The 19,280-nt window shown below is 65.0% G+C and carries 19 protein-coding genes; 8 read left to right on the top strand and 11 right to left on the bottom strand.

What is annotated here, in order from left to right; genetic code table 11:
- Nucleotides 1–80: 80 nt before the first annotated feature.
- The 8 genes from AC0Z35_RS02855 to AC0Z35_RS02820 form a co-directional block, all read right to left on the bottom strand.
- A complete protein-coding gene (locus AC0Z35_RS02855) occupies nt 81–1,028 on the bottom strand; it encodes a hydroxymethylglutaryl-CoA lyase (RefSeq protein WP_219991086.1) in 948 nt (315 codons plus the stop codon).
- Nucleotides 1,025–2,218, bottom strand: coding sequence for a CaiB/BaiF CoA transferase family protein (locus AC0Z35_RS02850; RefSeq protein ID WP_485131414.1), 1,194 nt, complete (start codon nt 2,216–2,218; stop codon nt 1,025–1,027). The genes AC0Z35_RS02855 and AC0Z35_RS02850 overlap by 4 nt, the downstream gene beginning before the upstream one ends.
- A 171-nt stretch (nt 2,219–2,389) precedes the next feature.
- A complete protein-coding gene (locus AC0Z35_RS02845; protein ID WP_046803884.1) occupies nt 2,390–3,286 on the bottom strand; it encodes a LysR substrate-binding domain-containing protein in 897 nt (298 codons plus the stop codon).
- Nucleotides 3,287–3,459: 173 nt separating this feature from the next.
- Nucleotides 3,460–3,777 carry an NIPSNAP family protein gene (locus AC0Z35_RS02840; RefSeq protein WP_046803815.1) on the bottom strand — a complete coding sequence of 106 codons (318 nt, stop codon included), beginning with the start codon at nt 3,775–3,777 and terminating at the stop codon, nt 3,460–3,462.
- A gap of 107 nt (nt 3,778–3,884) precedes the next feature.
- Nucleotides 3,885–4,886, bottom strand: a complete 1,002-nt coding sequence (locus AC0Z35_RS02835; RefSeq protein ID WP_046803816.1) for a Bug family tripartite tricarboxylate transporter substrate binding protein — start codon at nt 4,884–4,886, stop codon at nt 3,885–3,887.
- An 84-nt stretch (nt 4,887–4,970) separates the two neighbouring features.
- On the bottom strand, nt 4,971–6,656 hold the full coding sequence (locus AC0Z35_RS02830; RefSeq protein WP_485131415.1) for a thiamine pyrophosphate-binding protein: 1,686 nt from the start codon (nt 6,654–6,656) through the stop codon (nt 4,971–4,973).
- Between the two features lie 128 nt (nt 6,657–6,784).
- Nucleotides 6,785–7,684 (bottom strand): helix-turn-helix domain-containing protein, encoded by a 900-nt coding sequence (locus AC0Z35_RS02825; protein ID WP_046803818.1) that lies wholly within the window; start codon nt 7,682–7,684, stop codon nt 6,785–6,787.
- Nucleotides 7,685–7,836: 152 nt separating this feature from the next.
- The gene (locus AC0Z35_RS02820; protein ID WP_046803819.1) at nt 7,837–8,238 is read right to left on the bottom strand and encodes a RidA family protein; all 402 of its coding nucleotides are present in this window, start codon (nt 8,236–8,238) and stop codon (nt 7,837–7,839) included.
- Between the two features lie 142 nt (nt 8,239–8,380).
- On the opposite strand from AC0Z35_RS02820, the gene AC0Z35_RS02815 reads away from it, so the two are divergent.
- Nucleotides 8,381–9,385, top strand: a complete 1,005-nt coding sequence (locus AC0Z35_RS02815; protein ID WP_485131416.1) for a LysR family transcriptional regulator — start codon at nt 8,381–8,383, stop codon at nt 9,383–9,385.
- Between the two features lie 49 nt (nt 9,386–9,434).
- Here the strand turns inward: AC0Z35_RS02815 and AC0Z35_RS02810 are convergent, their stop codons facing one another.
- Both AC0Z35_RS02810 and AC0Z35_RS02805 read right to left on the bottom strand, forming a co-directional pair.
- The gene (locus AC0Z35_RS02810) at nt 9,435–10,616 is read right to left on the bottom strand and encodes an MFS transporter (RefSeq protein WP_485131417.1); all 1,182 of its coding nucleotides are present in this window, start codon (nt 10,614–10,616) and stop codon (nt 9,435–9,437) included.
- Between the two features lie 249 nt (nt 10,617–10,865).
- A complete protein-coding gene (locus AC0Z35_RS02805; RefSeq protein ID WP_120156930.1) occupies nt 10,866–11,423 on the bottom strand; it encodes a MarR family winged helix-turn-helix transcriptional regulator in 558 nt (185 codons plus the stop codon).
- 251 nt (nt 11,424–11,674) lie between these two features.
- Here AC0Z35_RS02805 and AC0Z35_RS02800 point away from each other — a divergent pair, with 251 nt between their 5' ends.
- The 7 genes from AC0Z35_RS02800 (at nt 11,675) to AC0Z35_RS02770 (ending at nt 18,221) form a co-directional block, all read left to right on the top strand.
- Nucleotides 11,675–12,598, top strand: a complete 924-nt coding sequence (locus AC0Z35_RS02800) for a DODA-type extradiol aromatic ring-opening family dioxygenase (protein WP_314363378.1) — start codon at nt 11,675–11,677, stop codon at nt 12,596–12,598.
- A gap of 33 nt (nt 12,599–12,631) precedes the next feature.
- A complete protein-coding gene (locus AC0Z35_RS02795; protein ID WP_046803822.1) occupies nt 12,632–13,444 on the top strand; it encodes a DODA-type extradiol aromatic ring-opening family dioxygenase in 813 nt (270 codons plus the stop codon).
- A gap of 51 nt (nt 13,445–13,495) precedes the next feature.
- Complete coding sequence (locus AC0Z35_RS02790) at nt 13,496–14,974, top strand: 2-hydroxymuconic semialdehyde dehydrogenase (protein WP_120156927.1); 1,479 nt, start codon at nt 13,496–13,498, stop codon at nt 14,972–14,974.
- A 7-nt stretch (nt 14,975–14,981) separates the two neighbouring features.
- Nucleotides 14,982–15,419, top strand: a complete 438-nt coding sequence (locus AC0Z35_RS02785) for a RidA family protein (protein WP_485131653.1) — start codon at nt 14,982–14,984, stop codon at nt 15,417–15,419.
- A gap of 14 nt (nt 15,420–15,433) precedes the next feature.
- Nucleotides 15,434–16,297 (top strand): alpha/beta hydrolase, encoded by an 864-nt coding sequence (locus tag AC0Z35_RS02780; RefSeq protein ID WP_120156925.1) that lies wholly within the window; start codon nt 15,434–15,436, stop codon nt 16,295–16,297.
- A 68-nt stretch (nt 16,298–16,365) separates the two neighbouring features.
- The gene (locus AC0Z35_RS02775; RefSeq protein ID WP_485131418.1) at nt 16,366–17,226 is read left to right on the top strand and encodes an alpha/beta hydrolase; all 861 of its coding nucleotides are present in this window, start codon (nt 16,366–16,368) and stop codon (nt 17,224–17,226) included.
- Nucleotides 17,227–17,255: 29 nt separating this feature from the next.
- Nucleotides 17,256–18,221, top strand: a complete 966-nt coding sequence (locus tag AC0Z35_RS02770) for a Bug family tripartite tricarboxylate transporter substrate binding protein (RefSeq protein ID WP_485131419.1) — start codon at nt 17,256–17,258, stop codon at nt 18,219–18,221.
- A gap of 38 nt (nt 18,222–18,259) precedes the next feature.
- On the opposite strand, the gene AC0Z35_RS02765 is transcribed toward AC0Z35_RS02770, so the two are convergent.
- The gene (locus AC0Z35_RS02765; protein ID WP_485131420.1) at nt 18,260–19,078 is read right to left on the bottom strand and encodes a class I SAM-dependent methyltransferase; all 819 of its coding nucleotides are present in this window, start codon (nt 19,076–19,078) and stop codon (nt 18,260–18,262) included.
- Nucleotides 19,079–19,280: the final 202 nt, after the last annotated feature.

The following is a 19,280-nucleotide window of genomic DNA, read 5'->3' as shown; positions in this document are numbered from 1 at the left end:
AAACAAACGGATGAAACGGTTGCGGGTTTTGGGCCGCGCTGCGTCGTACTTCACTGCATCACTGCATCACTGCATCACTGCTACTGCGGAAATCTCTCGGCCAGCCAGGCGGGCGCGGCATGCGTTGCCAAACGTGGCCCTGCTTGCAGCAAGGCGTTGCTCAGGTCGCGCTGCACCAGTGCGGGCAAGCCGCGCACGATGGCCAGCAAAGGCTCCAGCGACACGCCGGTGTCCACGCCCATGCAGGCGAACATGTGCACCAGTTCTTCGGTGTTGACGTTGCCGCTGGCGCCGGGTGCGTACGGGCATCCGCCCAGGCCGCCGGCCGCCGCGTCAAAGCGGGTGATGCCGGTTTGCCAGGCGGCCATCGCGTTGGCCAGTGCCATGCCGCGCGTATTGTGCAGGTGCACGGTCAGCGCCACACCCGGCAGGCGCGCGGACGCCTGTTCGCACAAGGCGGCCACTTGCGTCGGATACGCCATGCCGGTGGTGTCGCACAGCGTGATGCCGGTGGCGCCCGCGTCCGCCAGCCGTGCGGCCAGGTCCAGCACCTGGTCCACGGCCACGTCACCGTCAAACGGGCAACCGAAGGCGGTGGACAGCGACACGTTGCACGGCGTGCCGCTGCGGGCGGCGGCGGCCAGCACCTGCGACAGCTCCGCAAGCGACTGATCGCGCGTCATGCGCAGGTTGGCGCGGTTGTGCGTCTCGCTGCACGACATGACCAGGTTCATCTCATCCGTGCCCGCTTCCAACGCGCGTTCCAGCCCGCGGATGTTGGGCACCAGCGCGGTATAGATCACGCCGGGGCGGCGGCGGATGCGGCGCATCACCTCCGTGGCGTCGGCCAGCGCGGGGATGGCCTTGGGCGAGGTAAAGCTGGTGACTTCGATGCGCGCAAAGCCGCAGTCGGACAGGGCGTCCACAAAGGCGACCTTGTCATCGGTGGCGACCAGGTTTTTTTCAATTTGCAGGCCGTCGCGCGGGCCGACTTCGTTGATCTCGATCTTGGCGGGGCCGGCGCTCATGCAATCACTCCCTTGGCGCGCAGCGCGTCGCGTTGTTCGTTCGACAAACCCGCCTGCGCCAGCACGGCATCGGTGTGCTCGCCCAGCGTGGGCGCGCGTTCGCGCACCGCGCCGGGGTTGGTGGACAGATACGGAAAGACGGCCGGCATTTCCACTTGCACGCCGGCGGCCGATTGCACGGTGGTGATGGCATTGCGGGCGCGGTAGTGCGGGTCGGCGGCAATGTCCGCCACGGAATAGATGCGACCGGCCGGCACGTCGGCTTCGCGCATGGCGGCCAACACGTCGTCGATCAGCCGGGCCTGCGTCCATGCGCCGATGGCGGCGTCGATCTCGGCAACGCGGCGGGCGCGGCCGTCGTTGTGCGCCAAGGCCGGGTCCCGGCCAAGGTCGTCGCGGCCGATGCGCGCCATCAGCCGGGTGTAGATGGCGTCGCCATTGCCGGCGATCAGCACGTAGCCGTCCTGGCAGGGATAGGCGTTGGACGGTGCAATGCCCGGCAGCGCGGCGCCGGCGGGCTCTCGTACGGCGCCGAACACGGAATATTCGGGCAGCAGGCTTTCGCTAAGGTTGAACAGGCTTTCGTACAGCGCCGCATCGATCACTTGGCCGACGCCGCCACGCGCATCGCGCTGGTACAGCGCCATCATCACGCCCAGCGCGCCATGCAGGCCCGCGATGGTGTCGCCCAGCGACAGCCCCGCGCGCACCGGCGCGCGACCCGGTTCGCCGTTCAGGTAGCGCAACCCGGCCATGGCTTCGCCGATGGCGGCAAAGCCCGGTTCGCGCGCCTTGGGGCCGGTCTGGCCGTAGCCCGAGATGCGCAGCATGATCAGGCGCGGGTTCAGCGCATGCAGGGCTTCCCAGGACAAGCCCCATTTTTCCAGGGTGCCGGGGCGAAAGTTCTCGATGAGCACGTCGGCCTGTTGCGCCAACAGACGCACGATGTCCTGGCCTTCCTGCTGGCGCAGGTCCACACATACCGACTGCTTGTTGCGCGACTGCGCTTCCCACCACACCGACGTGCCTTCGTGCAGCAAGCGCCATTTGCGCAGCGGGTCGCCCTGCCCGGGGGGTTCGATCTTGATGACCTGCGCGCCAAAATCCGCCAGGGTCTTGGCGGCGAACGGCCCCGCTATCAGTTGGCCCAGCTCCAGCACGCGGATGCCAGCAAGAATCTGCCCAGCCATTTCGCCTCCTTGGCAACGCTTGATATTGATGATTGACAGGCGGCAGTGTGCCCGCGAAGCGGCGGGAAGCGGAATGGACAATCGGGGAAAGGGGTATTCCTGGAACGAGAAACCCCGGGCAAACCCGCAGCGGCAGCCGCCTTCTTTGTCGCCGCCTTCTTGATCGCCGCCTTAGTGGTCGCCGCGCAGATGCGCCAGCAACAGGCGGGCGCCCACGGTCAGCGTGTCGGCATCGCGCACGCCCAGCAGCAGCCAGCGGCGCGCCCATTCGTCGGTCAGGGGGATCAGCTTGAGCGGCATCGAGCGCGCATGCGGCTCGGCGGCGATGCGCGGCAGGATGCCCACGCCGCCCGTGGCCGTGACCATGCGGCAGATCGCGTCAAAGCTGCGCACCTGGATGCGCAGCCGCATTGCCCGGCCCAGGCGACCGCTTTCTTCGGACAAGCGGGTGGCCAGCGACGTGGCGGGCGGCAGGCCCACGTAGTCGTAGGCCAAGGTGTCGGCAAACGCCACCTGCACCTCGGCGGCCAGCGGATGGCGCTGCGGCACGATCAGCACCAGTTCATCCAGCCGATACGGAAAGGTCGACAGCCCCTCGGCCGCCGTCCGGTCGGCGAATACGCCGATATCGGCGCGGTTCTCCAGCACGGCGGTGACGATGTCGCTGCTGTTCTGCTCTTCCAGGTCGATGCGCACGGCCGGGTGTCCGTCCATGAAGGCGGCCAGGTCTTCGGGCAGAAACTGCGTCAGCGACGAGGTATTGGCGGCAATCCGAACCTGCCCGCGCACGCCTTGGGCAAAGTCCGACAGCGCGCCCGTCATCTGCTCGACTTCCTGCAACACACGAAGCGCGTGGACCAGGCAGGCCTGGCCCGCGTCGGTCAGCTCTACCCCGGCGGCGTTGCGGTACAGCAGCGCGGTGCCCAGGGCGGCCTCCAGGTCGGAAATGCGTTTGCTGGCCGCCCCAACCGCCAGATGGGACTGGCGCGCGCCGGCCGAGATGCTGCCCTGGCGCGCAACGGCAACAAACAAGGCAAGGGTGACGAGGTCGATGCGGGCAAGGTTCATGGAAAAATCGGGCACGGATAGGCCAGGGCGGGCGGCGGGCGCAAGGCGACTGCCGGGGTGCCAGGGCAATAATTATGTCCGAATTTTTTCTTCCCGCCCGTTGCGGCTCAACCGCGCGTTGCGCCGCCGAGGACGGTCCTCGGCCCTGGGCCCTTGGCCTGGGCCTTGGGCCATCAAGGCTGGAAGAACGCCGTGGGCGTCATCAGCCGGTTTTCCTGGCGGATCAGATAGCCGGCCTCGGCGCTCTTGGTCAGGTAGCCGGCCCAGGCGGGGTCTTTTTGCAGCGCCAGGCGCTTGGCTTCGCGGTCGGCGGCGCTGTCATAGACCCAGATGTGCATGTAGCTGTTGACGTCGCCCGTCTCGGTCTGCATGTAGGCCAGCGGCTTGCCCAGGTGGCGGCTTTGCACCGCATAGCCGTGCTCTGCATAAAGCGCCAGGTGCTTCTTGATGGTGCCGGCGCGGCAGGTGTAGGTCCGTACGTCGTAAAGCATGGTGTTTCCTTTGAGGGGTTGCGATGGGGATTGCGAAGGGGATTGCGAAGGGGGCAACGCGGGCTGCAACGCGCGTTGCAACGCGCATTGCAGGACCTGATCGGTCGTCAGTCCGCCGTGGCGCCGGACTGTTTCACCAGCACGCTCCAGCGATCGACTTCCTGGTTCACGTACTGCTGGAACGCGGCATGGCCGTCGCCGACCGGGTCGGCGCCCAGCCCTTTCAGCTTGTCCTGCACGGCGGGGTCGGCCACGCCCTGGGTGATGGCCTGCGACAACTTTTCCACCACGGGCGCGGGCGTGGCTGCCGGCACGAACAGGCCAAACCAGGACCGGGCGTTCATGGCGGGGTAGGACGTTTCAGAAAACGCCGGCACGTCCGGCAACGCCGCATGGCGCTGCTTGCCGGTGACGGCGATGGGCCGCAAGCGGCCGGCCTGCACCTGCGACAGCACTTCGGGCAGATTCGCGAACATGATCTGGACCTGGCCGCCCATCAGGTCATTCAGCGCCTGCGAGCCGCCCTTGTAGGGCACATGCGTCATCTGCGCGCCGGCCAGTGAATTGAACTGGGCGCCCGCCAGGTGCGATGCCGTGCCCGTGCCGCCCGAGGCGTAGTTCACGCGGTTGCCGCTCGCCTTGGCGTAGGCGGCCAGTTCTTCCGGCGTCTTGGCCGGCACCGACGGGTTCACCACCAGCAGCAAGGGCACCGATGCCAGGTTCGACAGGCCCGCGAAGTCGCCCGTCAAGCTGTAGTCCAGCTTGTGATACAGCGTGGAATTGATGGCATGGCTGGACGTGGCCATCAGCAGCGTATAGCCGTCCGGCTCGGCGCGCGCGGCCATGACGGCGCCAATGTTGCCGTTGGCGCCCGCTTTGTTTTCCACCACCACCGGCTGGCCCAGGCGGGTGGACATGGACTGCGCCACGGTGCGCGCAATCACATCGGTGGCGCCGCCGGCGGCGAAGGGCACGATGATGCGCAAGGGCCGCTCGGGGTAGGCAGAGGCGGTGTCGGAGGATGCCGCGAACGATGCAGCGCCAAGGGTCGAGGCGGCCAGCATCGCGGCCACGGCCAGCCGCCGCAGGGCGGGCAGGGGGGTATTCATAGTCTCTCTCCAGGTGGGGATATTTTTTATGGGGTCGCCGCGCGCCGTTCTTGCGACTGCTGCGCGGCAATCCGATCCTGAACGTCAGGAAGCGGCAAGCTGCGCTTGTTTGCGCAGGCTCGTCAGGGTGGCCCGGGGCGTGATCACCTCGGGGTCCAGACAAAGTTCGATCAGATAGGGCGACCCGCTGTCCAGCGCCCGCGTCAAGGCGGGCGCGAAGCCTTCGTGGCTGTCCACGCGTTCGGCCGGCACGCCGAACGATTCCGCGTAGGCCACGAAGTCGGGGTTGCAAAGGTCCGTGCCGATGGTCCGGCCCGGGTAGTTCTTTTCCTGATGCATGCGGATCGTTCCGTACATGCCGTTGTTGAACACGATGAAGACGATGGCCAGGCGGTGCTGCTTGACGGTCGCAAGCTCCTGCGAGGTCATCAGAAAGCAGCCGTCGCCCGCCAGGCAGACAACCTGCCGTTCGGGGTGGCGCAGCTTGGCTGCAATGGCGGCGGGCACGCCGTAGCCCATCGCGCCGCTGGTGGGCGCAAGCTGGGTGCGCGGGTGGCTGAAACGGTAATAGCGATGCGCCCAGGCGCTGTAGTTGCCCGCGCCGTTGGTCAGGATGGCGCGCGCGTCCAGCCCTTCGCGCAGGGCAACGATGACACGCGCCGGGTCCATGGGCAGATCGGTGGCGGGCGGTTCCGTATAGCGCTGGTAGCTCTGGCGCAGCCCCTCCAGCCAGCCGCGCCACGGGGCGGCGTCCACCGGCTCCAGTGCGGCGGCTGCGTGGGCGAAGGCGTCCAGGCCTGACGGTATCTTCAGGGTGGGCTGATACACCCGCCCCAGCTCTTCGGGGCTGGCCAGCACATGGATCAGCGTCTGCCTGGGCACGGGAGCTTGCAGCAGCGTATAGCCGCCCGTCACCATTTCACCCAGGCGCGCGCCCACCGCCAGGATCACGTCGGCGTTGCGCACGGCGTCAGCCAGTTCCGGACTGACGCCTATGCCCACCTCGCCCACGTATTGCCGGTGGTGGTTGTCGTACAGATCCTGCCGGCGAAAAGAGCACGCCACCGGCAGGCCATTGCGGCCGGCGTAGCGGGCCAGGGCATCCAGGCCGGCGTCGGTCCACCCGGACCCGCCCACTATCATCAGTGGCCGCTGCGCGCGGGCCAGCAGGGCGCGCATGTCGGCCAGCGCGTCGGGCGCCGGATGCGCCTGCGGAAACTGGATCGTGCCGCAGTCCTGCGGCGCGGCCAGTTCGGTGAGCATGTCCTCGGGCAACGCCAACACCACGGGGCCGGGCCGGCCAGACACCGCAACCGTGAACGCGCGGTTCAGGTATTCGGTGACGCGCGCGGCGCTGTCGATCTGCGCCACCCATTTGGTGAACTGGCCGAACATGCGCCGGTAATCGATTTCCTGGAACGCCTCGCGCTCGACCATGTCGTTGCCCACCTGGCCCACCAGCACGATAAGCGGCGTGGAGTCCTGAAACGCCGTCTGCACGCCGATGCTGGCGTTGGTCGCGCCGGGACCGCGCGTGACCATGCAGATGCCCGGTCGGCCGGTCAGCTTGCCGTGCGCCTCGGCCATGAACGAGGCCGCGCCTTCGTGCCGGCAAGACACCAGGCGTATCCGCTCGCGTTCCGTATACAACGCGTCCAGCACGTCCAGATAGCTTTCGCCGGGCACGCCGAATACCGTGTCCACGCCGTGTTGCAGCAGCGCGCGCACCACATGCTGGCCGCCCGTCATCAATGTTGGGGTGTCGTTCATCGCAGTTTCAATCAGGCCGCAAGGCGGCGGGTTTGGGTCTGGATGAACTGTACGCAGCCCGGCGGCGGGCGCGTTAGGACAGATCAGAGCTTGTATTGCACTTTTTCGCGCCTCTGCCCGCGCGGCCGTCAGCCGATGGGACGGTCGTACTTCTTGCGGAAATCGCCCGCGGTGCTGCCGGTGTGTTTCTTGAAGAAGCGGGCGAAGTACGAGGGGTCTTCGAAGTTCAGCTGAAACGCAATTTCGGCGATGCCAAGGCCCGTATTGCTAAGCAGGCGCTTGGCCTCAAGCGCAACGCGCTCTTGCACCAGCTGGCTGGCGGTGCGCCCCACGCTGCGCTTGACGGCATCGTTAAGCTGGCGTTCGCTGACGCACAGCGCGTCGGCGTACTGGCGGATGGCGTCGAAGTCCAGATAGTGTTCTTCGATCAGCATGGTGAACCGCTTGGCCAGCGAATAACTGGGGCCGGCGGTGGTCTCGCGCTCGTCGGCCGGGTACAGGCGGCGCAGCTGCGTCAGCAGGATCAGCAGGTACGAACGCACCACGTCAAAGCGCCCGGTCTGGCGGTCGCGCGTTTCGCGTTCGATTTCATTGAGCAGCGGCAGCATGCCGTCGTGCTGTTCGCGCGACAGATAGATGGCCGGCGAGCCGCCCGCCAGGTGAAAAAAGGGAAACTTGGCGATGTCGTCCGCGCGCGGGAACATGTGGGCGAAGAAGTCCGTGCTGATATTCAACACGTAGCCGCGCGGCTTGACGGACGAGGTCCAGGCGTGGATCTGGCCGGGCGACAGGAAAAATACCGAGTGGTCGCGCACCTCGTGCTGCTCGAAGTCCAGCATGTGGGTGCCGCTGGCCTGGCTCATCCAGAGCAAGTGGTAGTAGTTGTGCCGATGCAGGAAGCCGCGCGGGATATCGTCGCGGTCCTGCAGGCGGACAAGATCGAAGTAGAACGAACCCTCGCCCGAGAAATCGGAAGTTTCAAAGGTGGGGAAGGGTTGCGCGTTGGGCGTGTGCGGGCCTGCGGACAAGCGGGAAGTCTCCTTGGCGGCGCGCGAGGCGGCTCGATTTTTTTGCCATGATATCGCCAAACGTGCCCAGCCGCGGTTGCCGTAAACCCGGTATTGCCCGCCCTGGGGTTTCGGCGGCGGGCCGGCGCCGCCCGAGGCTGCCCGGGGTTGCCTTACGACCCTTCGGGCAGTTTCGCGATCACCTTGATCTCGAAGTCAAAGCCGCTTAACCACGTTACGCCCACGGCCGTCGCGGTGGGATACGGCGCCTGGCCCCAGTATTGCGGCACCACGTCGGTCCAGATCCGTTCGAAGTGCGATTGCGGGTCGACCATGAAGACGGTCACATCCACCACATCGTCGAACGTGCAGCCCGCCGCTTTGAGGATGGCGTTCAGGTTGTCAAACGCCAGCCGCACCTGCGCATCCAGCTCGGGCTCTGGCGTGCCGTCCGCACGGCTGCCCACCTGCCCGGATACGAAGAGAAAGCCATCGGACCGGATGGCGGGCGAATACCGGTGGCGCGCGTACAGCGCGTGGCGGTCAGGCGGAAAAACGGGGTCTCGCGTCGTCATAGAAAGCTCCTTGAATCGGGCCGGCATGGCCCGTCGTTAGCGATGGGTTCACTGTAACGACGCGCCCACGGCCGATAAACGCGCAAGCTTGTCCATCACTGTTTGTAGAATCCAAACATTCTTCAACCGGCGGGGGCCGACGATGGACCGTTTCGATGCAATGCAGGCGTTTGCCCGCGTGGTGGAGGCCGGCAGCTTCACCAAGGCGGCCGAAACGCTGCACATCAGCAAGACCACCGTGACGCAACTGGTGCAGCAGCTTGAGGCGCGCCTGCGTGTGCGGCTGTTCAACCGCACCACGCGACGGGTGAACGTGACCGCCGACGGCGCGGCCTATTACGAGCGCGTCATCAAGCTGCTGGCTGACATGGATGATGCCGAGACCAGCCTGTCGGTGGCCTCGGCCTTGCCCCGGGGGCGCTTGCGAGTCGACGTGCCCAGCCCGCTGGCCCGCATGGTGCTGATCCCCGCGCTGCCGTCGTTTCACGCGCAATACCCCGACATTCAATTGGACATGGGCGTCAGCGACCGCATCGTCGACATCATCGCCGACAACGTGGACTGCGTGGTTCGGGGCGGCGAGCTGACCGACCTGTCGCTGACGGCGCGCCGCGTGGGCGATCTGCAATTGGCGGTATACGCCGCGCCCAGCTACCTGGAGCGCGCCGGCCACCCCACGCATCCGCACGACTTGGAAAACACGCATCACCGCGTGGTCGGCTACCTGTGGCAGCGGCTGGGCAAGGCGTTTCCCTACGCCATGCATCGCGGCGACGAGCATGTGCGGGTGCATGGGCGCTATGTGTTGGCGGTGGATGACGGCAACGCGTACCTGGCGGCGGGGCTGGCGGGGATGGGGGTATTGTGGCTGCCCCAATACATGGCCGAGCCGCATGTGGCGACGGGCGAATTGACGCCGCTGTTTCCGGACTGGCGGCTGGACCCGATGCCGTTGACCATTGCATTTCCGCCCAACCGGCACGTCAGCACGAAGCTACGGGTGTTCATCGATTGGGTGGTGGCGCTGATGGGGCAGTACGCACCGGCGGCCGGCGCACCGGCGGCAGGGGCACAGGCGGCAACGAAGGCAAAAGCGCAGGCAGCGACGCGATCAGAGACGCAGAATAGGGCCGATCGGCCGACTTGATCGCCCCGGCATGACAAGCCTGCATCCCCGCTTCAGGGCGCGAACAAGCTCAACCCTGCGCGCGCCGGGGCAGCCAGCGCCAGAACACCCCGGCCGCCACCAGCCCCAGCGTGCCCACGCCGAACGATGCGCCGCCCAGCGATACCAAGGCGGTCAGCACCGACAGTGCCACCGGCCCGCCGCTGGCGCCCAGGTCCGCCATGAAGCGCCAGATGCCCAGGAACTGCGTGCGCGCGCCGGGCGGCGCGGCGTCGGCGCCCAGCGTCATCACAATGCCGGACCCGATGCCGTTGCCAAAGCCCAGCAGCGCCGACACCAGGATGAAGCTGGCCACGCCGCCGGTCAGCGGGATTGCCATCAGACTCAACCCCATCAGCAACGTGCAGGGCAGCGCCACCCACAGGCGGCCGCGCTGGTCCATCACCTTGCCCGCCGGATAGAACACCGACATATCCACCGCGGCCACCAAGCCGTACACCAGCGACGTGGTGGCGGCGTCCAGGCCCAGATGATCGGCCCATAGCGGGATCACCACCTGGCGCGACGCGCGCAGCGCGCTGATCAGCATCACGCCCACGCCCAACGTGGCATACACGCCGCGATGGTCGCGCGCCACCTCGCCGATGCGGGCTCGCGGGCCGCCCTTGTGCGCGCTGCCCGAGGGTTCGATGTCGGGCGCCTTGATCGCGATCAGCCCCGCGCCCAGCATGGCGCAGATGGCAATCCAATAGGCGCCGTCCAGCCCCACGAAATGGATAAGCGCCGCGCCCGCGAAGGGGCCGATAAAGGTGCCGATCCGCGTGGTGCCGCCCAGCGTGGACAACGCCCGCGCGCGATAGGCCAGCGGCACGACTTCAATCATGTAGCTCTGGCGCGCCAGCTGAAACACCGACTGCGCGCAGCCCTGCATCAGCATGGCCACCGCCAGCACCCACAGGTGCGGGACGCCGATCACCAGCGCCAGGCCAACCACGCTCAACAGTGCCGCGCCCGCCATTGCCCGCTTCTCGCCGAAGCGTTCGGTGATCAGGGCGGACGGAATGTTGGACAGCAGAGAACCCACCCCGATCAACGCGGCGATCAGGCCGGCAGTGGCCACCGAAGCGCCGTGGTCGCGCGCGGTCAGTGCGATAACGGGAAGGATGGCGCCGTTGCTGATGCCGTAGAGCAGCGACGGGCCGAACGCCGGAACGGCGATGCGCTTCAGATTGAACGAATCAGAGTGCGACATGAAGGAACGGTGGGAACTTGGCCGTCTGCCGACCGCCTTGCCACTGGCGCGGGGCTGGCCCGGCGACCATGGATGCGGGATTCCGAGAGTGTAGCGGTAGCCCTGCGCGGCTGCCTGTCAGGCGGCTGACAGTGGGGCTGAAAAATGGGCGGAAAGCCGGGCTGAAAATCGGGCTGAAAAGCCGGCCGACAATCGTGCTGACGACCGGCAGACACAGACGCGCGCCGGTCACGCCCAACGGCGCTCCCATCAATCGGGCTTTGACGCCTCTGTCTCGGTACCGGACTCGGCAATCATGCGCAGGCATTTGACGAACAGGCCACGGTATTCCTCGGGCAGCCGAGCCAGCAATTGGTCTTCCACCACCACATCGCGCGGCATCACCCTGCACAGCAGCTCCAAGCCGGCCGGCGCGACATACAGCTGGTAAGCGCGGGCATCCGTGGGTGACGGCCGGCGTTCTATCAGCCCGCCGCCATGCATGCGCCTGACCATTTCAGCAACGGTGTTGCGGTCCATGGCCAAGCGCTCCGCCAGGGAATTCTGGCTAAGGCCGGGCTCTTGGTAAAGCAGCACCAAGGCGGCCTTTTGCCGGGGCGTTACCCCTTCGCCCGCAAACGTAGCCGCGAAGATTTCCTCGGCCTTGAAGTGCGCGCGCCGCAGCAGATGCGACGGCACCTCTTCAAGGCGGAAATTTCGCAGCAGGGATTCGACTTGCGCTTCGGCGGCCGATAGCGAAACGCCCGCCGGCGCTGACGTGCGGGCGGACGTGAGTTGGGCTGTCTTGGAGGTAGGTGATCGGGCCATTGTGATGGAGTTTTCTACGGTCGTTGTCGCGATTAGGATGGGTCCCTGCGTAGTTACAATAACACGTACACGTACAAGATAAGCATGTCTCAAACACTCATCTGATCATTTTCAGGCAATGAATATAGGGTAATTACGCGTTTCTTGCCGTGTCGCTCCGCCCTACGATAGTACGCATACGTCTTATAAAGCCACCCCGCCGGATGCCGCGACCGAGGTGGGCTTCAACTGTCAAGGTAAGGAGCTTCACCATGAGCGAAGGTCAAATTCTTTCCGGCTTCCTGGCGCCCCATCCGCCTCATCTGGTCTATGGCGAAAACCCGCCCCAGAACGAGCCGCGCTCTGAAGGCGGCTGGGAGCCGCTGCGCTGGGCGTATGAGCACGCACGCGAAAGCATCGAACGCCTGAAGCCGGACGTGCTGCTGGTCCATTCCCCGCACTGGATCACGCAGGTAGGGCACCACTTTCTTGGCGTGCCCAGACTGGCGGGGCGATCCGTCGACCCCATCTTTCCCAACATCTTCCGCTACGACTTCGGCATGGACGTGGATGTCGAACTGGCCGAGGCCTGCTGTGCAGAGGCCGCCAACCTGGGGCTGGTCAGCAAGATGATGCGCAACCCGAAGTTCCGTCCGGACTACGGCACGATCACCACGCTGCACATGGTGCGGCCGCAATGGGACATTCCCGTAGTGGGGATATCCGCCAACAACACGCCGTATTTCCTGAACACCAAGGAAGGGCAGGGCGAGATGGACTTGCTGGGCCGGGCCACGCGCGAGGCCATCCGCAAAACCGGACGCCGCGCCGTCCTGCTGGCCAGCAACACCTTGTCCCACTGGCATTTTCATGAAGAGCCGGAGCTGCCCGAAGACATGACCAAAGAGCACCCCGAACGCTATGACGGCTACAAGTGGGACGTGCGCATGATCAACCTGATGCGGCAAGGCCGCATGCAAGAGACCTTCCAGCTGTTGCCGCAGTTTATCGATGAAGCGTTTGCCGAAGTGAAGTCCGGCGCCTTCACCTGGATGCATGCCGCAATGGGCTATCCCGAGCTGGCCGGCAAGTTGCATGGCTACGGCACCGTCATCGGCACCGGCAACGCGGTGATCGAATGGAACCTTCAGGACGCGGGCCTTTCACGCCTGGCGCCGGCTGCCCAGGCCGCCTGATTGCACCGTCTGCATAAGAAAAAGGGGAATGACATGAGCATCGTATCCGCGTTTCTTGTACCGGGCAGTCCGCTGCCGCAGTTGCGCCCCGACGTGGCGCCGTGGGGCCGCCTTCGAGACGCCTTGGCGCAAGCAGGCAAATCGCTGGCCGAATCCAAACCCGATTGCGTGCTGGTCTATTCGACGCAATGGTTCGCCGTGCTGGACCAGCTATGGATCACCCGGGCGCGCAGTACCGGCCTGCATGTCGATGAAAACTGGCACGAGTTCGGCGAGCAGGCGTTTGACATCTATTCGGATGCCGCCCTGGCGCACCGCTGCGTGCAGGCTTGCAATGACGCCGGCATCAAGACACGCGGCGTCGACTATGACCAGTTTCCGATCGACACGGGCACGATCACCGTGACCACGCTGATGAACTTCGGTACGCCGGCGCTTCCCGTCGTCATCGCCGCCAACAATCTTTATCACAGCCCCGAGCAGACCGAGCAGCTGGGCGCCATCGCCGCGTCCGCCTTGCAGGACAAGCGTGTGGCGGTGGTGGGAATCGGGGGCCTGTCCAACAGCATGTTCCGCGAAACCATCGACCTTCAGGAAGACCACATTCTTTCCGACGCCGATGACACGTGGAACCGGCGCCTGCTTGCCCTGATGGAAAGCGGCGACGTCCAAGCCCTGCGCGCAAGCCTGCCCGACTATGCCAAAGAAGCGCATCCGGACATGGGCCTCAAGCAGTTCCATTGGCTGCTGGGCGCGATGGGCGGAACTTTCAAGCAGGCAATCGTGCATGGGTATGCACCGCTATACGGCAGCGGCGGCGCTGTCGTGGAGTTCAAGCTCCAGTAGCGTGTTTTCGAAGGGCCGGCCAGGCCAGCCCTTATTTGCCAAGGAGCAGTCGTGTTCAAGCAGTACAGAAATTTCATTGATGGCCGGTTCCAAGACAGCCAGAAGCGGTTTGCCGGCATCAACCCGGCAACGGGCGTTCGCTTTGCCGACGTGCACGAGGCCACGCAAGCGATGGTCGACGAGGCGGTCGCGGCGGGCCACCGGGCGGTACGCAGCTGGGGCGCCACGTCGGTTGCCGATCGTGCCGACATGCTTTACCGCATCGCCGACGAGATCGATCGCCGCGCGGACGACTTCCTGGACGCCGAGGTCAGCGATACGGGCAAGCCGGTGTCGCTGGCGTCCAAGCTTGATATCCCGCGTGGCGCGGCCAATTTCCGTATTTTTGCGGACATCCTGAAGACAGCCCCGCTGGAGACGTTTCGCACCGAACTGGCGGGCGGCGCCCACGCCATCAACTACGCCGTCAGAAAGCCGCTGGGCGTGGTGGGCATCATTTCGCCGTGGAACCTGCCGCTGCTTTTGTTCAGCTGGAAAGTCGCGCCGGCGCTTGCGTGCGGCAATGCGGTAGTGGCCAAGCCCTCCGAAGAAACACCGGGCACCGCGACGCTGCTTGCCGAAGTGATGCAGTCGGTGGGCTTGCCCGACGGCGTGTTCAACCTGGTGCACGGCTTTGGCCCGAACTCGGCGGGGGAATTCATCACCCGGCATCCGGACATCAGTGCCATCACTTTTACCGGTGAATCAAAAACCGGCACGGCCATCATGCACGCCGCCGCCGCCGGCGTGAAGCCGGTGTCATTCGAGCTGGGCGGCAAGAACGCGGCCATCATCTTCGCCGACTGCGACTTCGAGAAAACCGTGGAAGGCATGGCGCGCGCGGCATTTCTGAACAGCGGCCAGGTGTGCCTGTGCTCCGAGCGCATCTTCGTCGAGCGGCCCATCTACGACCGCTTCGTGGGCGCGCTTGCGGAACGCGCACGGCGCATCAAGCTGGGCGATCCCACGGACGCGTCAACCGACATGGGGCCGGTGATTTCGGCGGCCCATCGCGACAAGGTGCTGAGCTACTACGCGCTGGCGCGGCAAGAGGGCGCACAATTCATCGTGGGCGGCGGCACGCCAAGCTTCGGCAATGCGCTGGACGGCGGCTTCTGGGTCGAGCCCACCTTGATCGCCGGGTTGGCCGATGACGCCAGATGCGTGTCGGAAGAAATATTCGGCCCCATCGGCCACGTCACGCCGTTTGATTCGGAAGCAGAAGTCATCCGTCGCGCCAACGCGACGCCGTATGGGTTGGCGGCCACCATCTGGACCAGCAACGTCAACAAGGCGCACCGCGTCGCGCAGTCCATGAATGTGGGCGTCGCCTGGGTCAACGCCTGGTTCCTGCGGGACCTGCGCACGCCCTTTGGCGGCAGCGGCCTGTCGGGAATCGGCCGCGAAGGCGGGCTGCATTCCCTGAACTTCTACTCCGAACTCACCAACGTTTGCATTCACGTGGATGCACCGGACGCCGTCAATGACTGAGAAACCCATGGCCCAAAGCAAGCTGTCATCCGCCGTCGTCCAAGGGCGCGCGCAGCCACGCGGCAAGTTCCCGCACATCAAGCGTGCCGGAGACTTTCTCTTTGTATCGGGCACCAGTTCGCGCCGCCCCGACAACAGCTTTGCAGGCGCCGACGCCGACGCCATGGGCGTGCTGGACGCCGATATCCGCGCGCAGACGCGCGCTGTCATCGAGAACATCAAGGCGATTCTTGAAAGCGCGGGCGCCAGCCTGAAAGACTTGGTCGAAGTCTCTACGTACCTGGTCGATATGGGCGACTTCAAGGGCTACAACGAGGTCTACGCCGAGTACTTCGACTACGACGGCCCCGCCCGAACCACCGTCGCCGTGCACCAGCTGCCGCATCCGCTGCTGCGCATCGAAATCAAAGCCGTGGCGTACAAGCCGATGGATTCCAACGCATAGGCGCCGGGGGAAATATGCCGACCTTGTATCGCGATTTCAAGACGCAGGACGAGATAGACGCTCAGTACGACGTCGAGAAATCCGTTCCTGATTTCATGATCTATGCCAAGCACTACGTCGCGGAAAGCGAGCACGTACGACAGCGCCTGCCTGCGCACCTTGATGTCCCTTACGGGCCGACGCTTGACGAGACCGTGGACATTTTTCCGGCTGCGCAGGCCGGCGCCCCTGTGTTCGTCTTCATCCACGGCGGCGCATGGCGCATCCTGAGCAGCAAGGAGTTTTCGACGGTGGCCAGCGGCCTGAGTGCACAAGGTTTCACCACCGTCGTCGTCAACTACTCGCTTTGCCCCAAGGTCAGCATCGACGAGATAACGCGGCAATCACGGGCGGCGGTGGCTTGGGTGATCCGCAACATCGGACGTTTTGGCGGGGACCCCAAACGCGTCGTGCTGGGGGGGCATTCCGCCGGTGGCCATCTGACCGCGATGTGCCTGCAAACGGATTGGGAACACGAGTACGGGCTGCCTCGGGACCCGCTGGCGGGTGCGGTCATGGTCAGCGGCGTGTTCGAGATCGAGCCGTTTCGCTGGTCGTCGATTCAGCCGATGCTTCAGATCGACGATGGCGTCATACGCAGAAACTCGCCGCAGCATCGTGTGCGCGCCTGCGCCACGCCCGTTCTCATCTCGTGGGGTAGTGACGAACCATCGGAATTCGCCAGGCAGTCGCAGGATTTCGCGCGCGTGTGGACGCAGGCGGGAAACCAGGCACAGACCCTGATGCAGGACGGCAGAAATCACTTTGACGCAATCTACGGTTTCGAAGATCCCAACCATCCGTTAACGGAATGGATAGCAAATGTAGTGACACGCTGAACCGCAGCGGTTCGCGTCATCGAATATTCCTCCACGCAGTAGAAACACGCTAATCAACGCGGATCGCCATGAGCTTTACCAATCTTGCCCCACAACCCCCGCTGTATCCCGCCGAAGCCGAGGACTACGCCCGCGCGGCGTTGGCGCTTTCGGCTGCGGCGGTACAGCGCTGCGAACGCATCGCCGACATTCAATACGGCGACACCGCCGCGCACAAACTTGACGTGTACCCAAGCCGAAAACAAGCGGGGCAACCCAGCCCGGTCCTGGTCTTCGCCCATGGCGGCGCGTGGACGAATGGCTACAAGGAATGGGTGGCGTTGATGGCTCCTGCCTTGGTCGCCGCGGGCATTACGTTTGTCTCGATATCGTATCGCCTCGCACCAGGCTTCAAATGGCAGGCGCTATTGGACGACTGCCATGCCGCGCTGTCGTGGGTGGTTCGGAACATTCACGAGTATGGCGCAGACCCCGCTCGCATCGCGGTGGGAGGCCATTCCGCCGGTGGTCATCTGATGACGCTTGCCGCATTAAGCGCGCAAGGCCTGCACCGCCACGGCATTCCCGCGTCGTCGATCGTTGCGTGCTTGCCCCTGTGTGCGCCGCTTGATATCCGGTATCCCGAACGCACGCCGGGCAGCGGCGAAGAGCGCACGCATCAGAACCTGCTGGATGACGTATCGGAAGCCGAATCGGCAAGCCCCGTGTGTCGGGTGGATCAGGACACGCCGCCGATGTTGCTGGCATACGCCCGGGAAGACCTGCCTCGCATCATCAAGGGCAATCAAACGATGGAAGCCGAGCTGCGTCGGCTGGGTCGGCCCGTTGAAACCATGGTGTTAGCGGGAGATCATTTTGCGCCGGCGATCGCGGCAGGGCAGGCGGACTCGCCCTGGATGAAGCGCCTGATTCAAATCATGCAGGGATGAGCCCTGTTTAGGAAGACCCGGAGAATCCGATGAAAATTTCCCAATGCTTGGCGCTGTTGGCCCTTACCTTGTCGACGGCCGTGCAGGCGCAGTCCTGGCCGAACAAGCCCATCAAGCTCATCATTCCGTATGCTGCGGGGTCCGGCCCCGACGTGGCGACGCGTCCCGTCGCCGAACAGATCGGGCGAATACTCAAGCAGCCGGTAATCGTGGAAAACCTGGCCAGCGCGGGCGGCATCGTGGGCACCCGCACGGTGGCCAAGGCGGCACCGGATGGGTACACGTTCGGCTTTGGCAACAACATCACCTTGGCCGTCAATGCCAGCTTCTATCGCAGCCTGCCCTATGACCCGATCAAAGACTTCGCACCCGTCGGTTTGCTGTTCGACAATCCTTATATTCTTGTCGCCGGCAAGGACTTCAAGCCGAATTCAATTCAAGAGTTCATGGCCTATGTGAAGCAGAACCCCGGCAAGGTGAACTTCGCCTCGGGAACCGGGGTGGGCTCGGGCAGCCACCTGACCGGCGAAATGATGAAAGCGGTCGGCGGCCTGGATATCACGCACGTACCGTACAAAAGCGGGTCGATGGCGCTGTCCGACGTGGTCAGCGGCCGGGTCGACGTGATGTTCGATAACGTGAACGGTGTCCAGCAGTTCATCAACAACGGAACGTTGAAAGCGTTTGCCGTCACCAGCCCCAAGCGTCTGCCCACCATGCCCAACGTGCCGACGATGGCCGAATCCGGGTTCCCCAACTTTGAAGCGGTGGCCTGGGGCGGCATCGTGGCGCCCAAGGGCACGCCGCAGTCCATCATCGCTCGCATGAACGAGGCGATCGGCCAGGCGTTGAAGACGCCCGAAGTTGTGCAAGCCAACGCCGCGATGTCGCTGAACCCGATCAGCTCGACGCCGGAAGCATTTACGGCATTCATCGCGGCCGAGACCAAACGGTGGGCCGAGACGGTCAAGGTGTCGGGGGCCAGGGCAGAGTAGGGGTGCGAACGCGGGGAGCGAACACGCCGGGGGACTGCCTATCGCGTCGCCACAACAACGTGCGCCTGGATCTTGCCCGTGATGCCACCCGGGCCAAAGCGGTCTTCAATCGCCGAAGCGGCAACGTCCGTTGCCTTCTCCAGAATGCCGGCGTCGCGCGCTTCCAGTTCGGCACGCATCGGCGTGCCCTGGCAATAGGCGACGGCGACGCTGCGGGGTGACTCGCCCAGGCTTTGCATGGCAATCGTATCGAAGGTGATGGCCCTGGTGAACCCGCCCGCCGCCAGCGCGCCGCGGATCTGCGTCTGGTCGTAATAGCCGTGCGGCACTTTCACCATGAACCGGGGCGGGTCTGCCGGGAACAGCGTTGCCATTGCCTGCGTGACGCAGTCGGCGAATTCGTTGTCTTCTATGCGATCCCAAACGTTGAACAGGAATGTGCCACCTGGCCGCAGCACCCGGTACGCTTCGGAAAAAGCCACCGCCTTATCCGGAAAGAACATGGCGCCGAACTGGCATACCACCGCATCGAAAGCGCCATCGGCAAAGGGCAGCTTCATGGCATCGGCCTGGCGCCACGTGACGGGGCGGGTCGTGCCCAGGCTCATGGCATGTTCCAGCATCGGCTGGCTAAGATCGGTCGATACGATGGAGGTGCCGGCGGGCAGTTGGGCCGCCAGATGGCGTGTGACCGCCCCGGTGCCCGCGGCGATTTCCAGCACGGATGACGGGGCCAGGGCGGCGACTCGCCGCGTTATGTCCCGCGCATATCCGTCGAAAATCATCGGCACCAGATACCGCTCGTATAGCTGGGGAATGGGTCCGGCAAAGGCGCGTTCGCCACTGGACGTGTTCATGATGATCGACTCCACAATAGGTCGATAAGGCCGCCCGAAGTTGTGGGCGGCGCGGTTGCCGCTGTGTGCGACGACGTCATGCCGCCCGCCTTGTAGTGATGGCTTTACGCGCATGCATGAACACCAACGATAGTACGCCTGAAAACCCCATTTCCGATGCGGCGTGGGCCACTTTCATGGCGTTGCCACCCTCAAGAAGGGG

It is taken from the genome of Achromobacter sp. 1L-A-4-B-C2 (assembly GCF_057291955.1).
Note: the sequence above shows the minus strand (reverse complement) of the source record. Positions and strands in the feature narration are given on the sequence as shown.

What these genes read in the sequence shown, in the direction of transcription:
- AC0Z35_RS02855 (WP_219991086.1), bottom strand. Translation starts at nt 1,028, where the DNA reads ATGAGCGCCGGCCCCGCCAAGATCGAGATCAACGAAGTCGGCCCGCGC.
- AC0Z35_RS02850 (WP_485131414.1), bottom strand. Translation starts at nt 2,218, where the DNA reads ATGGCTGGGCAGATTCTTGCTGGCATCCGCGTGCTGGAGCTGGGCCAA.
- AC0Z35_RS02845 (WP_046803884.1), bottom strand. Translation starts at nt 3,286, where the DNA reads ATGAACCTTGCCCGCATCGACCTCGTCACCCTTGCCTTGTTTGTTGCC.
- AC0Z35_RS02840 (WP_046803815.1), bottom strand. Translation starts at nt 3,777, where the DNA reads ATGCTTTACGACGTACGGACCTACACCTGCCGCGCCGGCACCATCAAG.
- AC0Z35_RS02835 (WP_046803816.1), bottom strand. Translation starts at nt 4,886, where the DNA reads ATGAATACCCCCCTGCCCGCCCTGCGGCGGCTGGCCGTGGCCGCGATG.
- AC0Z35_RS02830 (WP_485131415.1), bottom strand. Translation starts at nt 6,656, where the DNA reads ATGAACGACACCCCAACATTGATGACGGGCGGCCAGCATGTGGTGCGC.
- AC0Z35_RS02820 (WP_046803819.1), bottom strand. Translation starts at nt 8,238, where the DNA reads ATGACGACGCGAGACCCCGTTTTTCCGCCTGACCGCCACGCGCTGTAC.
- AC0Z35_RS02815 (WP_485131416.1), top strand. Translation starts at nt 8,381, where the DNA reads ATGGACCGTTTCGATGCAATGCAGGCGTTTGCCCGCGTGGTGGAGGCC.
- AC0Z35_RS02810 (WP_485131417.1), bottom strand. Translation starts at nt 10,616, where the DNA reads ATGTCGCACTCTGATTCGTTCAATCTGAAGCGCATCGCCGTTCCGGCG.
- AC0Z35_RS02805 (WP_120156930.1), bottom strand. Translation starts at nt 11,423, where the DNA reads ATGGCCCGATCACCTACCTCCAAGACAGCCCAACTCACGTCCGCCCGC.
- AC0Z35_RS02800 (WP_314363378.1), top strand. Translation starts at nt 11,675, where the DNA reads ATGAGCGAAGGTCAAATTCTTTCCGGCTTCCTGGCGCCCCATCCGCCT.
- AC0Z35_RS02795 (WP_046803822.1), top strand. Translation starts at nt 12,632, where the DNA reads ATGAGCATCGTATCCGCGTTTCTTGTACCGGGCAGTCCGCTGCCGCAG.
- AC0Z35_RS02785 (WP_485131653.1), top strand. Translation starts at nt 14,982, where the DNA reads ATGGCCCAAAGCAAGCTGTCATCCGCCGTCGTCCAAGGGCGCGCGCAG.
- AC0Z35_RS02780 (WP_120156925.1), top strand. Translation starts at nt 15,434, where the DNA reads ATGCCGACCTTGTATCGCGATTTCAAGACGCAGGACGAGATAGACGCT.
- AC0Z35_RS02775 (WP_485131418.1), top strand. Translation starts at nt 16,366, where the DNA reads ATGAGCTTTACCAATCTTGCCCCACAACCCCCGCTGTATCCCGCCGAA.
- AC0Z35_RS02770 (WP_485131419.1), top strand. Translation starts at nt 17,256, where the DNA reads ATGAAAATTTCCCAATGCTTGGCGCTGTTGGCCCTTACCTTGTCGACG.
- AC0Z35_RS02765 (WP_485131420.1), bottom strand. Translation starts at nt 19,078, where the DNA reads ATGAACACGTCCAGTGGCGAACGCGCCTTTGCCGGACCCATTCCCCAG.